Origin of the sequence: Capnocytophaga sp. oral taxon 326 str. F0382 (genome assembly GCF_000318295.1) — a bacterium.
Lineage (GTDB): Bacteria > Bacteroidota > Bacteroidia > Flavobacteriales > Flavobacteriaceae > Capnocytophaga > Capnocytophaga periodontitidis.
Genome location: NZ_KB291450.1, coordinates 40,724 through 56,225 on the forward strand (window position 1 = coordinate 40,724; position 15,502 = coordinate 56,225).

A 15,502-nucleotide genomic window follows, 5' to 3' on the forward strand; every position below is an offset into this window, starting at 1 on the left:
TTGCTAAAGCCTTTATAGCCTTAGCAAAGTTACAATCAATATGAAAAAAGTCTCTGTTATAGATTAGCGTTGATAAGTTCTTTTACCTTAGCTTCAGAAGGACGAGGAGCATTGATGCTAATAAGTTTTCCGTCTTTGCTTACCAAGATAAAACGTGGAATACCTGTAAGGTCATAGTTTTCAGCAAAATCAGGTGACATTTGTACATTCTTGTGCAATTGTACACCAGTTAATTTTTCAGTGGTTACTGCATTTTTCCAAGCCTCTTTATCATCATCAACAGAAAGACTTACGAAAGTGATATCTTTATCTTTGTACTCTTCTTGTAGTGCTTTGAGTGCAGGTATTTCTTTACGGCAAGGTAAGCACCAAGTAGCCCAAATATCAATATAAAGTAATTTACCTTTGAGGCTTTCAGAAGTAACAGTATTGCCTTGTATATCTTGAGCTTCAAAAGCAGGAAAAGGATTGCCGTCTTTTAGGCGTTCGAGGTTAGCCAAGCGTTTGTTAATTTCTGCAACACCTTCAGCATCTTTCACATTAGCCTTTACTATTTCAGTGAGTTTTTTGTTGTTTTCTGGAGTATTTGCTACAGAAATACCACTAATAAGTGAGCGTGAAAGGCTTTTTTTGATGTTTTCAGATTTGAGAGTTTCAAAGTGTTTGATGACTTTATCCCAAGGATTTTCATTCTCTTTGGCACTTTGGTATTTTTCGTAGAAGTTGCTTATAACTAAAGCTTTGTAATAGGCATAGACATCAAAGTCTTGAGAAAGATCATAGTTGATACGTCCTAATTCATCGGCTATTTCTTTAGGTAGTTTAACTTTTTCACCTGTAAGTTCTTGGTGAGCGCCCTCGTAAAGGCTTTTCATATAAAGCAATTCATAATTGATGGCTTTAGCTTCCGTAGTTACGAATTTTTTAGAGAGTTCTTTTTCGCCATTGAGAAGGTTCAGGTATTGTTGCCCTATTGCTATGATACTCTTTTTGAAGTCTTCAGGTTTTTGAGCGAAAGTTTTTTCCAATCCGTTTTGCACTTGAAAGTAAAGAGCGTTTTTCTTTTGTAAATAGTTGTTGATATCTACATTAGCTCCAGTGAAAGTGGCTGCAATAGGATTGCTGTTGAGGTTGATATTCACAGCTGTTTCTTTTCCTTTTTCCAAATAAACAGGCACTTGAACACCGTACATAGGGTTACCAATAGTGTAATAGAAGTAGTTAGTATCTACTTTCAAAGTATCGCGGAAAGTCCCGTCTTGATTGATATGTAAATCGGACTTGAAATCACCTCCTGTAATTTTGAGAGGCAGACCGTTATAGCTATCAATTTTACCAGATAGCACGATGTAATCAGCTCGTTCACCACAAGCTACAAAGCCTAAAGAGGCTAACGACAAAATAAATAGTTTTTTCATTGCGATTTGATGAAATAAATTAATTAGGTTGCGAAAGTACGAAGTTTTTTTTGAATAGCAAAATATTTTTTAAATTAAGAGTTTGAAAATTTGTTCATTAACTAATTAGTTTGTACTTTTGCAATTGAGAATTAACCTAAATTTAAAAATTAGGTTTTATAACTAAAAAACATACTATAAAAATTATTTAAAAAGAAATGAGAAAAAAATTTTTAAGCGTTAGCACTTTCGTGCTTTTATCAGTTTCGGCTGTTGCACAAGTAAAGGACATTAGTTTTGCTGTAGCACCTACTGCTGACTATGTGTGGTTACCAAAGAAAACAGCTGTAACTAATGGCTTTATGGCGGGAGGTATGTAGGTTTTGGTTTTGGTAGAAATTTAGAACTATTAGGTTCTTATAAGTATTCAATAGGGCTGAAATCAACTCTTGATGGTTATGATGCTCCTGCTGCTATTAGCAATGTATTTGAAGCTAAAGATGTATCTATATATCGCTGGGGTGGAGAGCTAAAAGGCAATATCCCAATGGCTTATTCTTTTCAGCCTTATGTTACTTTAGGTTCAGGTGTACAAACTATCAAAGCTAATGATTTGAGTCAAAACCAAGTGTATTTTGGTTTAGGGATAGGCTCTAAATTTAATTTCGCCCGCCGTCTTACTTTGAATGTAGAAGCTAAAGCTACTCACTTTTCATTAGACTCTAGAAATATACTTTATAAACCAACAGAAGTTAATACATCGGCTTACAATAGTTGGATAAACAATAATGTAGAAGATAAAAGTCATTTGGCGTGGAGTGTAGGAGCAGGCTTAGAACTTTACTTAGGAGGTCGTAATCCTAATGAATTAACCGAGTTAGATCAGGTATATACGAGTTTAAAGGGTTTTAAAGTAGTGATAGAACCTACTTTCGGTTACTTAAACTTCAGCGATGACAGCAATTTGCGTGATGCCTACTTTGGAGGTTTGGCATTGGGGGTAGATTTCACTGAGTACATAGGTGTTAGAGGTTACTATCACCGTGCTATGAAAGATGAGAAATTCTCTGCTGATTTTGATAAACTATCAATATATGGGGGAGATTTCTTAGCCCGATTAAATGTAGCCAAAGGAGTAGTTCCTTATTTGCAAATAGGTGTAGGCTATATGAAAGTAGGCGATGACTATGTAGGCAAAGTAGCCAGCAATACCAATACCTCAGGTATTTTTGCCAAAGGAGGTGTAGGATTAGCAATACCCTTAGGAAAGCGTGTCGAACTTTTTGGAATAGCCAATTTAATGTATACTACTCGTAATGAGAATGTATCTTCAGCCTTGAGTTCAGTACATAAATTGCAAAGCAATGTATTTTATAACGCTGGGGTAAGAATTAAGTTGGCTAAATCAGTAGAAAAAGAATTGTATGAACAAGAATTAGGTGCAGCTGAAGCGGCTACAGTTTGGGTTGCTACCCCTACAACTACAACAAATGTTGCATCTACTGTTTCTCCTGAAAAACGAAACTTAGCTTACTACAACAGCCAGATAACTGCTGCTGAAAAACAACTACAAATGGCTTACCAAAATGGTGATACTGCAAATGCTAACCGTTTGTTAAAAGAAAAACAACAGTGGGAAAATCTTAGAAACACCTATGTAGCTGAGCGTTTGCCTTATCCTGCCTCAGAGCAAGTGCGTTTAGTGCGTATGACTCCTGAAGAACTACAACAGCTAATAAACGATGTAGTAAAACGCATTAGAGAAGGAGAAGTAAAAAGTCCTGAACAACGTATCGACCGATTGGAAAAACTTCTTTTGGAAATGCAAGATTCAAAAGGTGAAATTCAAGAAGAGAAAATAGAAATACCTGCATCAAAATAACTATGAAGTATATCTATTACATTATAGGGGGGCTATTATTGTGTGTACATAGTATGTATGCACAAGTAGCCCCTAATAAAACAAAAACAGAGATAGTAATGACGGTAGATGAACTGCAATACTTATTAGAACAAATAGGGAGAGCAGAGCTCACTAATCTCAGAGATGAGGAGTTGGACAGTATGCTATCGGCTGTAAAATATAAACAAAAAGAGATGCCTTACACTTCGGCAGTATCTGAAGAAAGTAAATTTGCTACCAAAAGTTCAACAGTAGCAGTAGGAACAGCAAGTAATACTGCAGTAGCACGTACAGCAACTAATACTACTGCAATGCGTACAGCTACCAACACTGCTATCGCGCGTAACACTGCAATACCTCGCACCGCAAGTACTACAACAGCCTCTCGTGTAATGCCTCGCACAACAGTAGCTCCTATGGCAGTATCTCAAACGGGAAGTAGTACTACCGCTATTGCACAACAGGTTGCGCAATTATCAAAAAGTGTAGATCAGTTACGCAAGCAGCAACAATTGCTTTTAGCTGCTTTGGGTGCTAATACGGGAGTAGGAATAGCTACCAAAAATGCACGTGTAGCAACAGTTACACCTACAACAGCATCTCAAACTCCTATAGTAGTCCAAAATGTGACAGCTACAGGAGTATCTAAGCAAATTTCGGCTGAAAGACGAAGTGAATTGGAGCAATTATTAGCCGCGTATGGACATAAAAAAGCTGTGCTTTATTTTGCCAATAACAAGTCTGTGCCCTTAAGTTACGACCCTATTACTATAGATGAGATGGTAACAATGCTAAAAACACATCCTGAGTTATCAATACTTTTAGAAGGGTACGCAAGTGAGGTAGGAAGTGTTGCATATAACAATGTATTGTCGATGCAACGTGCTGTAAATGTAGCTCAAATATTAAAAGCTAAAGGAATAAGTAGCGAACGTATACTAACTGCTTTTAAAGGAATAGACCCACAGGTTACACCTGCCGAAGCACGACGTGTAGAGCTAAGAGTTGTTATCCATAGCTATTAATTGTTAATTGTCAATTTTTTCTTATCTTTGCCCCCTAAAATAAATAATAATAATGTTTCATAAAGAAGGTTTTAAGATTATTCTCGTAACGCTATTTATAGTGATAGGAGTATCGCTAATAGCGCATTATTTCGTTGATATACTATGGCTTAAAAAGTCCATTCAGGTAGTAGCACTCCTATTTTTGGTAGCTATTTTGCAGTTTTTTAGAAATCCTAAACGCATAACACCTCGAAATGACCAACACATCATAGCCCCTGTAGATGGCAAGGTGGTGGTGATAGAAGAAGTGTTTGAAAAAGAGTATTTCAAAGATAAACGCTTGCAGGTATCCATCTTTATGTCGCCTATCAATGTGCACGTAACACGTTATGCTTTAGGGGGTAAAATTACTTATAGTGAGTATCACCCAGGTAAATACTTAGTAGCGTGGCATCCGAAGGCTTCAGAAGAAAACGAACGTACTACTGTAGTGGTTGATAATCCTGTATTTGGTGAAGTGTTATACCGACAAATAGCAGGAGCCTTGGCTAAACGTATTGTAAATTACGCTAAAGTAGGCGATACCGCTGTACAAGGAGAAGACGCTGGATTTATTAAATTTGGGTCACGTGTAGATGTGTATTTGCCTTTGGGAACTAAAGTAAAAGTAAAGTTGGGCGACAAGGTAAAAGGAGGCGTACAAGTAATTGCTGAAAAATAGAACTATATTATTATGAAAAAATATTTCTTCTCAATAGCTCTCATAATAACTTCTTATATTTCGGCACAAACAGATAGTCTTGCAGTTGCCACTACTAAGGATACTCTCAGTATAGTGGCAGTAGGTGATGTGATGATAGGTTCAGGATTTCCTGAAGGATATCTCCCAAAAGATGATGCTGTAGAGAGCTTTAAATACGTAAAACCTTATTTAAAAGGAGATATTGTATTCGGCAATTTAGAAGGAGCGATTCTTGATACAGGTACTTCTGATAAATGTAAAAACTCAGCTGAAGGAACTTGTTATGCTTTTAGGATGCCTAACCGTTATGGCAAAATTATCAAAGAGGCAGGTTTTAACCTGATGAGTACTGCGAATAACCACGCTAATGACTTTGGTGAGAAAGGGCGACACAATACAGCTAAAATATTAGATGAAGTGGGTATATATCACGCAGGCCCCGTAGAAAATAAATCGGTTATCTTTGAGAAAGATGGAGTGAAATACGGTTTTTGTGCTTTCTCGCCTAATAGCAATATGTTATCGGTGAACAATATCGACCAAGCTACTGATTTAGTAAAGGAATTACGCTCGCAAGTAGATATTGTGATCGTATCGTTTCATGGAGGGGCTGAAGGCTCTAAAAGTACCCGTGTACCACGTGCCAATGAGATCTTTTTTGGTGAAAATAGAGGAAATGTCTATAAATTTGCGCACTCAGTAATCGATGCAGGTGCTGATATTGTATTGGGGCACGGTCCTCACGTAACACGTGCTGTAGAAGTGTACAACGGTAAGTTTATTGCTTATAGTATGGGAAATTTCAACACCTACGGACGATTTAGCTTGCAAGGCCCTAATGGAATTGCCCCTTTGCTAAATATTAAAATCAATCGCAAAGGCGACTTTCTGTATGCCGATGTACTCTCTGTAAAGCAAACTAAAGCCAATGGATTGTTACTCGACGATGATTGTAAGGTATTTGAAGAGATGAAACGCCTTACCAAACTCGATTTTCCTGAAACTCCTTTGCACTTTGAAAACGACAAAATACAACTAAAAACTATAACTAACTAACTAACTCCTACTAACTCCTAACCCCTAACGACTAATAACTAAAAACTAAGTAATATAAATGGGAAGAGCATTTGAATTTAGAAAAGCCCGTAAATTTAAACGTTGGGCTGCAATGGCAAAGACATTTACCCGCATAGGGAAAGACATCGTAATGGCAGTAAAAGAAGGCGGACCTCACCCTGAAACTAACTCACGCTTGCGTGCCGTAATACAGAATGCCAAAGCCGCCAATATGCCCAAAGAAAATATTGAGCGCGCTATTAAAAAAGCAAGTGAAAAAGATACTGCTAACTATAAAGAAGTACTCTTTGAAGGCTATGCCCCTCACGGTATTGCTTTGCTTATCGAAACTGCAACCGACAACAATAACCGCACTGTAGCGAATATCCGCAGTTACTTCAACAAGTGTAATGGTACTTTAGGTACCTCAGGTTCTGTAGAATTTATGTTCGACCACACTTGTAACTTCCGTATCAATGCTACAGGTATAGACCCTGAAGAGTTGGAACTCGAAATGATAGATTTTGGAGCTGAAGAAGTGTTTGTAGATGAAGATGGTATCCTTATCTATGCTCCTTTTGAGAGTTTTGGAGCTATCCAAAAAGAGTTGGAAAGCCGAGGTATTGAAATCTTATCCTCAGGATTTGAGCGTATTCCACAAGTAACCAAAGAACTCACCCCTGAAGAACAGGCTGATGTAGAGAAACTTTTGGAAAAAATCGAAGAAGACGAGGATGTCCAAAATGTATATCACACTATGAAAGAAAGTGAGGAGTAACAATGAGTTTAACCTCTAAATTTGGCATTCCCACCCTTTTACTGTACTTAGGGGTGGGAATGCTTGCTTATAAAGCCCTTTTCACAGAATAAAAAACTTTTTTAAAACCCAACATAATGAAATCCATTATCATCGACCCTTATTATACCCTAATTATTGCTACTCTTGTATTGCTGGTAGGACGCTTATTAGTAACAAAAATAAAAATCTTGCGTGATTTCAATATCCCTGAACCCGTAGCAGGCGGACTCTTGGCGGCTGTTATCATCTATCTGTTGTATATCAAATACGAGATTTCATTGGACTTCAATACAAACCTACAAGACGCTTTTATGCTCTTTTTCTTCTCTTCTATTGGGCTTAGTGCTGATTTCTCCCGACTAAAAGCTGGTGGTAAAGGACTTATCATTTTCTTAGGAGTAGTAGCACTGTTTATTGTGGTACAAAACTCGGTAGGGGTAGGTCTGGCAAGCGCATTAGGGCAAAAACCTATTATGGGCTTGATTACAGGTTCTATCACGCTTACAGGCGGACACGGCACAGCAGGGGCGTGGGGCAAGATATTAGAAACTAAATATAATATTGAAGGGGCTACGAGTCTCGGTATGGCTTCAGCTACTTTTGGGTTGATACTCGGCGGACTCATAGGAGGTCCTGTAGCGCGTAAATTGGTGAACAATTTAGGAAGAAAACCTGTAGAAAAACAAAATGATAACACTGTTGATGCTGTAGTAGAAGTATTTGAAAATGCGGGTAAACAGCGTTTGATTACTTCAAAATCGGCAATAGAAACAATGGCGCTGTTTGCCGCTTGTCTGTCGTTTTCGGCTATAATGGTATCTCCTACGGTAACGGCTTGGTTGCCTGAAAAACTTACTATTCCACAATTTGTATGGGCTTTATTCTTTGGGGTATTCTTGCGTAATATTCTTACTAATGCCTTCAAAGTGAATATGTTCGATCGTGCTATAGATGTATTTGGGAATGCCTCATTAAGTCTGTTTTTAGGAATTGCTCTAATTAACTTAAAACTTTGGCAACTGTTTGACATAGCATTACCGATGTTTATCATCTTAGCGGTACAAACTTTTGTGATGTGCACGTATGCCTATTTTGTTACTTTCCGCTTGATGGGAGCTAATTACGATGCAGCGGTACTCTGTGCAGGACATTGTGGTTTTGGTTTAGGAGCTACCCCTACGGCAGTAGCTAATATGCAGTCGGTTACCGAGCGTTTTGGACCTTCACACAAAGCCTTTTTAATTGTACCAATGGTAGGAGCGTTCTTTATAGATTTTATTAACGCCTTTATCTTGACTACTTTTATAGGTTTCTTACAATAGTTATTAATGGAAAAATTGATAGATTATACAGAAACATCTATTCCAAGAGGAACAATATTTAAATGTAAAGGAGTATATCCTTATGAAGAAGTTGTGTATTTTTTATTGTGTGAATTAGGTGATAGTTACGGTTTAATGGTAATTTCGGGTTATAAAGCAGGATTAGTTTATGTGCGTTTCCCTAAAGAATCTATACCAGAAGGTTACAAATTCGGACTAAGAGCAGATTGGCTAAAGGAAAATTGGCAAAAATGGGGCTATATAGATTGCCAACTAAAAGATGTTTATATCTGCGAGAATACCGAAATGTTTTCTCTATTATAGTAAATCAGAATTGGTTTACAAATTTTGCATCACTACACTTTGCCAAAGTCTGAAACTTTGGCAAAGTTGATTACTCTGAAAATCAATTACTTTTAGAGTATGTTACGTAGGAAAACCTATGGTTGTAAACGCCCTTAAAAGTAAGCTTATTTATTCACAATCTGTTTGTAGAATAAAGAGAATGAAAAATTTACTTTTTTAATGTAAAACTATTTCAAGACACAACAACTATCCTCTATCCCCCTAATCTCTATTCCCTAACTCCTAAAAAAATTAATGTTTTTTTAACTATTATTTTTTCGTTACAATTATCTTTCGTACTTTTACGCCCTAAATTTAACTAATTATAATATTTGTATGGATAAAATGATGTTATATTTACCGTTAGTCCTTGCTATTCTTGGACTTATCTTTATGATTGCGAAAGCTTCGTGGGTGAACAAACAAACCACAGGCAACGATCGAATGCAAAGTATTTCCAAAAGTATCAAAGAAGGGGCAATGGCATTCCTCAATGCTGAGTACCGCATTTTAGGTATTTTTGTGATTATTGCTTCTATTGCTCTGTTTATTGTTTCTCGTATGGTAGAAACTTCTCACTGGCTTATTGTAGTAGCTTTTGTGTGTGGAGCTTTCTTCTCTGCCTTAGCGGGAAATATCGGGATGCGTATCGCTACCAATGCTAACGTACGCACTACCGAAGCAGCTCGCACTAGCTTGCCAAAAGCTTTAAAAGTATCCTTTGGTGGTGGTACTGTAATGGGATTAGGAGTAGCAGGTTTGGCTGTATTGGGCTTGAGCTTGTTCTTCATCCTTTTTGTAAGCACTTTTGTAGGAGGAGGCAAACCTTTCTACGACGAAATGACTCTCGTACTCGAAGCCTTAGCAGGTTTCTCACTCGGTGCTGAGTCCATTGCGCTCTTTGCTCGTGTGGGTGGTGGTATTTACACCAAAGCTGCCGACGTAGGAGCTGACCTTGTAGGTAAAGTAGAAGCTGGTATCCCTGAAGATGACCCTCGTAACCCTGCTACTATTGCCGATAACGTAGGTGATAATGTAGGTGACGTGGCTGGTATGGGTGCTGACTTGTTTGGTTCGTATGTGGCTACTGTACTCGCTTCAATGGTATTGGGTAACTATGTGATTAAAGATATAGCAACTGCCAATGGTGGTGCTTTTACCGATGCTTTCGGTGGTTTAGGACCTATCTTATTGCCGTTAGTAATTGCTGGTGTAGGTATCATTGCTTCAATTATTGGTACTTTCTGTGTAGGTATCAAAAACAACGATGCTAAAGAAAAACAAGTACAAAGTTCACTAAATACAGGTAACTATGTAGCTTTAGCACTTACTTTAGTAGCTTGCTATTTCCTTATCAAATATATGTTACCAGAAACTATCCAAATGAGTTTCTTTGGTGAAGGCGTAAAAGAAATCGCAAGTATCAATGTATTCTACGCAACTATCGTAGGTTTGGCAGTAGGCTTGCTCATTTCAGCTATTACTGAACACTTTACCGCCTTGGGTAAAAAACCGGTATTGAATATCGTTCGCAATTCATCTACAGGAGCTGCTACCAATATTATTGCAGGTTTGGCTACTGGTATGAAATCTACCTTTGGTTCTGTATTGCTTTTTGCTGTAGCTATTTGGGGTTCTTACTCTTTAGCTGGTTTCTATGGTGTAGCGATTGCCGCATCAGCAATGATGGCAACTACAGCTATGCAATTGGCTATCGATGCTTTTGGTCCTATTGCCGATAACGCTGGTGGTGTAGCCGAAATGAGTGAATTGCCAAAAGAAGTGCGCCAACGTACTGATATTTTAGACTCAGTAGGTAATACTACTGCAGCTGTAGGTAAAGGCTTTGCGATTGCTTCTGCAGCTCTTACTGCCTTAGCATTGTTTGCAGCTTATGTTACCTTTACAGGTATCAATGGTATTAACATCTTCAAAGCAGATGTATTAGCTGCCTTGTTTATTGGAGGTATGATTCCCGTAATCTTCTCAGCTTTAGCTATGCAATCAGTAGGGAAAGCTGCTATGGATATGGTGAATGAAGTACGTCGCCAATTCCGCGAAATCCCTGGTATTATGGAAGGTAAAGGTACTCCAGAGTATGGCAGATGTGTAGATATTTCTACCAAAGCTGCTTTGCGCGAAATGATGTTACCTGGTGCTATTACAATCATCACTCCTATTATCATCGGTTTTGTGATGGGTGCTGAAGCTCTTGGCGCTTATATGGCTGGTGTAGCTGTATCAGGAGTTGTATGGGCTATCTTCCAAAATAATGCTGGTGGTGCTTGGGATAACGCTAAGAAATCATTTGAAGCAGGTGTTGAAATCAACGGACAAATGACTTACAAAGGTTCTGACGCTCATAAAGCTGCCGTTACTGGTGATACTGTAGGTGACCCATTCAAAGATACTTCAGGCCCTTCAATGAATATCCTTATCAAACTCACTTGCTTGGTAGGTTTGGTAATCGCTCCTATCTTGGGTGGACATACCGCTGATGCTTCAGGTACTCCTATAGAAGCTCAAATTCGTCAAGGTGAAGGTGAGGGAGTGATGCCTGTGGAAGAAGTAGTAGTTATTGAAGAAGGTAAGCTTAACGCCGATGGTGACTTCGAGTACAATGTAGGTGATTTATTCCAATTGAGCCTTTTTGACAATACAATGTTAGAAGTTGGAAAGAACTCATCTGAAGCACACCTCGTGAAATTGATAGAAGATAAAAACCTTACTACTCCAGAACAATTCAAAGATAACTGGATTACTTTGGATAGAACTTACTTCAAAACAGGTAGCGATGAACTTACTGAAGGTTCTGAACAACAATTAAAGAACATTGTAGCTATTTTGAAAGCTTATCCTAAAGCTGCTATTCGTTTAGGAGGTTATACTGATAATACGGGTAGTGTTGAAGGTAACAAAAAACTTTCAGAAAGACGTGCTAATTCAGTGTTAAACAAATTGGTAGCATTGGGTGCTAACAAAGCTCAATTGAGTGCTCAAGGTTATGGTGCAGAACACCCTCTTTGTCCTGCTAACGATACTCCTGAGTGCAAAGCTAAAAACAGACGTATCGACATACGTTTGACTGCTAAATAACAGTATTTTAGTTATTATATAACCTCAAAAGGGGTGTTTGAGGAACTTCTTCCTCGAACACCCTTTTTATAATCACCTAAAAACTATGAAATTACCTTTATTTTCAGCAGCTATATTGCTCACTGCTTTGGTAGCCTGCAACGACTCAAAGACTTCAAAAATGACAGAGAATACAGATAACAATCCGCTATTGGTAGAAAGCACTTTACCTTATGGAGCTCCCGACTTCTCAAAAATTAAAGATGAGCATTACCGTCCCGCCTTGCTCAAAGGAATGGCTTTGCAAAACGAACGTATTGCAGCTATAGCTAATAGCAACGAAGCGCCTACTTTTGAGAATACAATTATCGCTTTAGAAAAAAGTGGAGTAGAGTTAGAGCGTGCTTCAGCGGTATTCAATGCCTTAACTGAGGCAAATACTAATGATACCTTAAAAGTATTGCAAAAAGAACTATCGCCTAAGTTTGCCGAGCACGCCGATGGCATTCACCTGAACGAAAAACTCTTTGCGCGTATCAAGGCCTTATACGATAAACGTGAGAGCTTGAAATTAGATGCTGAATCGCTTAAATTGTTAGAAAATTACTACGAAGATTTTGTAGTAGCAGGTGCTAACCTATCAGCTACTGATAAAGAAACCCTAAAGAAATATAACAGCGAGTTAGCTTCTTTAGAAACTGATTTTAACCAAACGCTTTTAGAAGGTTCATTGGCAGCTGCTCAAACTATCAATGGTCAGAAAGTAGCGATTGTGAATACTACTCAGCAACCGCTCCTTAGTGAATTAGCCGACCGCAACGCTCGTAAACAATTGTTTGAAGCAAGCTGGAATCGTACCGATGGGGGAGCTCATAATACCAATGATATCCTAAAACGCATTGCTCTACTGCGTGCTAAAAAAGCCGAACTCTTGGGCTTTAAAAACTATGCCGAATGGAGCTTGCAACGCACTATGGCTAAAACTCCTGCTGCTATTGCTCAATTCTTTAAAGATTTAGTGCCTGCTTCAGTAGGTAAAGCCAAAGCTGAAGCTAAAGAAATACAAGCACAAATCGCCAAAACGGGAGGTAATTTTACTTTAGAACCTTACGATTGGAACTTCTATGCTGAGCAAGTTCGCAAAGCTAAATACGACCTTGATGAGAACGAAATCAAACCTTATTTCGAATTGAAAAATGCTCTTGAAAATGGTGTATTCTATGCAGCTACCAAACTTTATGGCATTACCTTTAAAGAACGCAAAGATATACCCGTATATCACCCCGATGTATTAGTGTATGAGCTTTTTGAAGAAGACGGTACGCCATTAGGACTCTTCTATGGTGATTTCTTTGCTCGTGAAAGCAAACGTGGTGGTGCGTGGATGAGCAACTTTGTAAACCAATCGAAGTTATTAGGCACTAAACCAGTTATTTATAATGTGTGCAATTATGTGAAACCTGCCGAAGGTAAACCTGCTTTGCTTACTTACGACGAACTTACTACGCTCTTCCACGAGTTTGGTCACGCATTGCACGGTTTCTTTGCTAACCAACAGTATGCAAGTTTATCAGGAACAGCAGTGGCACGCGATTTTGTGGAGTTTCCTTCGCAATTCAATGAGCATTGGGCTTTGTATCCTGAGGTACTTAAAAACTATGCAGTACATTACGAGACTAAACAACCTATTCCACAAGCACTTATTGATAAGATAAAAAAAGCGAGTACCTTCAATGAGGGCTATGCCTTTACTGAAGTTTTGGCTGCTGCCAATTTAGACTTGCAATGGCATACTATTCCTTCAGATACTATCATCAATAATGTAAGTGATTTTGAGAAGAAAGCCCTTGAAAAAACAGGCTTATGGTTGAAAGAAGTACCCCCAAGATACCGTTCGTCTTACTTTGCTCATATTTTTGGCGGAGGCTATGGAGCAGGCTATTACTCTTACCAATGGACAGAAATGCTTTGCCACGATGCCTACCAATGGTTTGAAGAAAACGGCGGACTCACTCGTGCTAATGGACAACGTTTTAGAGATTTGATACTCTCCAAAGGAAATACAATGGATTACGAAAAAATGTATTTAGCCTTCAGAGGGAAAGCTCCTGCTATTGAGCCACTACTCAAAGCACGTGGGTTGAAGTAACAAAAAGGATATGCTATGCTTAACAAAGAAACTTTACTACAGAAGTGGCAGGCGTTACCTCCAAACAACTTGATGCGCGATTGGCAAATGGAAATTGCTGAAGTAACCGAAGATAGTGTTACTATAACAATGCCTGTTACCGATAAAGTTACTCAGGTAGATGGGGTGTTACACGGAGGGGCTACTTTAGCTTTAGCTGAAACAGCAGGCAGCATAGGGGCGTACTTACTTTACCGCAATGATGATGAACAAATTCGAGGTATTGAACTCAGTGCTAATCACTTGAGAGCGGGTAGAGTAGGGGATACCCTTTACGCCAAGGCTGTATGTGTGAATGCAGGACGTACGCTCCAACTTTGGGAAATAAAAGTAACAAATCAGGAGGAAAAATTGATTTCTTATTGCAAATTCACCACGATTAGAATTACCCCTAATATTTAGAACAATGGCTGATTTTATTAAATTATACAACGAAAATCCCAACGAAAAGGATATTGCTAAGGTAGTGGAAGTGCTTCGCCACGGCGGACTTATTATCTATCCTACTGATACCGTTTACGGTTTGGGCTGTGATATTACCAATACCAAAGCCCTTGAGAAAATTGCTCGCATCAAAGGAGTAAAACTCGAAAAAGCAAACTTTTCATTTGTATGCTCCGATTTAAAAAATCTATCTGACTATGTAAAACAGATAGATACGAGCACTTTCAAACTGTTGAAACGCGCTTTACCAGGTCCTTATACCTTTATTATGCAAGGGAATAACAATCTTCCTAAGGATTTTAAAAAGAAGAAAACCGTAGGGATACGTGTCCCCGATAACACTATTGCGCGTACTATTGTAGAAAAGTTAGGTAACCCTATAGTTTCTACCTCTATCTACGACGACGATGATGTGATTGAGTACACCACCGATCCAGAGCTTATCTTCGAGAAATGGCAAAACCGCGTGGATATCGTTATTGATGGTGGTTATGGTGATAATGTAGCCTCCACCGTCATCGACCTCTCAGGAGACACTCCTGTTGTGCTGCGAGAAGGCAAAGGAGACATCGATATTATGTATTAAAAACAATAGACTTTGTCAAAGTCCTTGGACTTTGACAAAGTCTATTCTTATTACTTCATTGCCCAAGCAAGCAAATCAGTTAGGAAAGTGGCTCTTTTTGCAGACTGAGCTAATTCAGGTGGTAAAGTTGCCTCTTCTTTTATTCCTTCATTATAACGGAACTGCCAACGATAAACTTGAAAAATAGTAGGATTAGTATCTTGTGGATAATCAAAAATAGGTTGATAATTTCCATTTTTATCAAGCCAACCAAAATTATAACCATTTCTTTTAAAGAAGTCTGAAATCTCTTTACCCATTACTCTTCTAGTAATCACATAAAGCAAGAAAAGTTGTTCTTTACGAGATGATACTTGTTTTAAGTTTTCGTTATTAGCCTCATAAATTCTAAGTACTTCTTTCTTTTCATAGTTGATTAAAAACTCCTCTAAAGGTAAATTACTTTGAGTATATAATAATGCTATACCAAAAATAGCGCGATGTTTTTTATACTCAGCATATTCCCAGTACACACGCCATTCATTTTCCTTATAAATAGCACTAATGAGCAAATCTCCCCAAATATTTAGAAACATACACTACTGTCTCTTAAAATTTTGTTAAATAACGTGAGTTCGGCGTAAGTAATTATTTAACAA

At 38.3% G+C, this 15,502-nt stretch carries 14 protein-coding genes; 12 read left to right on the forward strand and 2 right to left on the reverse strand.

All coding sequences use genetic code 11. The annotated features are described in order from the left end of the window. Positions 1-56: 56 nt before the first annotated feature. Positions 57-1,418: a TlpA disulfide reductase family protein gene (locus HMPREF9073_RS11895; RefSeq protein WP_009414030.1), complete on the reverse strand. Its 1,362-nt coding sequence runs from the start codon at positions 1,416-1,418 to the stop codon at positions 57-59. Between the two features lie 197 nt (positions 1,419-1,615). On the opposite strand from HMPREF9073_RS11895, the gene HMPREF9073_RS16420 reads away from it, so the two are divergent. From HMPREF9073_RS16420 to HMPREF9073_RS11950, 12 genes are all read left to right on the forward strand, one after another. Further along, positions 1,616-1,777 carry a hypothetical protein gene (locus HMPREF9073_RS16420; protein WP_009414031.1) on the forward strand — a complete coding sequence of 54 codons (162 nt, stop codon included), beginning with the start codon at positions 1,616-1,618 and terminating at the stop codon, positions 1,775-1,777. A gap of 167 nt (positions 1,778-1,944) precedes the next feature. Next, positions 1,945-3,279 carry an outer membrane beta-barrel protein gene (locus tag HMPREF9073_RS11900; protein WP_009414032.1) on the forward strand — a complete coding sequence of 445 codons (1,335 nt, stop codon included), beginning with the start codon at positions 1,945-1,947 and terminating at the stop codon, positions 3,277-3,279. Positions 3,280-3,281: 2 nt separating this feature from the next. Further along, positions 3,282-4,325, forward strand: a complete 1,044-nt coding sequence (locus HMPREF9073_RS11905; RefSeq protein ID WP_034555897.1) for an OmpA family protein — start codon at positions 3,282-3,284, stop codon at positions 4,323-4,325. Positions 4,326-4,377: 52 nt separating this feature from the next. Then, positions 4,378-5,028, forward strand: coding sequence for a phosphatidylserine decarboxylase family protein (locus tag HMPREF9073_RS11910; protein ID WP_009414034.1), 651 nt, complete (start codon positions 4,378-4,380; stop codon positions 5,026-5,028). A gap of 12 nt (positions 5,029-5,040) precedes the next feature. Continuing rightward, entirely contained in the window at positions 5,041-6,105 is a 1,065-nt protein-coding gene (locus HMPREF9073_RS11915) for a CapA family protein (protein WP_009414035.1), read from the forward strand. Between the two features lie 58 nt (positions 6,106-6,163). Continuing rightward, positions 6,164-6,883 (forward strand): YebC/PmpR family DNA-binding transcriptional regulator, encoded by a 720-nt coding sequence (locus HMPREF9073_RS11920; RefSeq protein ID WP_009414036.1) that lies wholly within the window; start codon positions 6,164-6,166, stop codon positions 6,881-6,883. Between the two features lie 116 nt (positions 6,884-6,999). Next, positions 7,000-8,226, forward strand: a complete 1,227-nt coding sequence (gltS, locus tag HMPREF9073_RS11925; protein WP_009414037.1) for a sodium/glutamate symporter — start codon at positions 7,000-7,002, stop codon at positions 8,224-8,226. Positions 8,227-8,232: 6 nt separating this feature from the next. Beyond that, positions 8,233-8,550, forward strand: a complete 318-nt coding sequence (gene imm45, locus HMPREF9073_RS11930) for an Imm45 family immunity protein (RefSeq protein WP_009414038.1) — start codon at positions 8,233-8,235, stop codon at positions 8,548-8,550. 357 nt (positions 8,551-8,907) lie between these two features. Further along, positions 8,908-11,667, forward strand: coding sequence for a sodium-translocating pyrophosphatase (locus HMPREF9073_RS11935; protein WP_009414039.1), 2,760 nt, complete (start codon positions 8,908-8,910; stop codon positions 11,665-11,667). Between the two features lie 85 nt (positions 11,668-11,752). After that, positions 11,753-13,795 carry a M3 family metallopeptidase gene (locus HMPREF9073_RS11940; protein ID WP_009414040.1) on the forward strand — a complete coding sequence of 681 codons (2,043 nt, stop codon included), beginning with the start codon at positions 11,753-11,755 and terminating at the stop codon, positions 13,793-13,795. 15 nt (positions 13,796-13,810) lie between these two features. Next, a complete protein-coding gene (locus tag HMPREF9073_RS11945) occupies positions 13,811-14,236 on the forward strand; it encodes a PaaI family thioesterase (protein WP_009414041.1) in 426 nt (141 codons plus the stop codon). A 4-nt stretch (positions 14,237-14,240) separates the two neighbouring features. Further along, positions 14,241-14,864: an L-threonylcarbamoyladenylate synthase gene (locus HMPREF9073_RS11950; RefSeq protein WP_009414042.1), complete on the forward strand. Its 624-nt coding sequence runs from the start codon at positions 14,241-14,243 to the stop codon at positions 14,862-14,864. Positions 14,865-14,914: 50 nt separating this feature from the next. On the opposite strand, the gene HMPREF9073_RS11955 is transcribed toward HMPREF9073_RS11950, so the two are convergent. Continuing rightward, positions 14,915-15,439 (reverse strand): hypothetical protein, encoded by a 525-nt coding sequence (locus tag HMPREF9073_RS11955; RefSeq protein WP_009414043.1) that lies wholly within the window; start codon positions 15,437-15,439, stop codon positions 14,915-14,917. Positions 15,440-15,502: the final 63 nt, after the last annotated feature.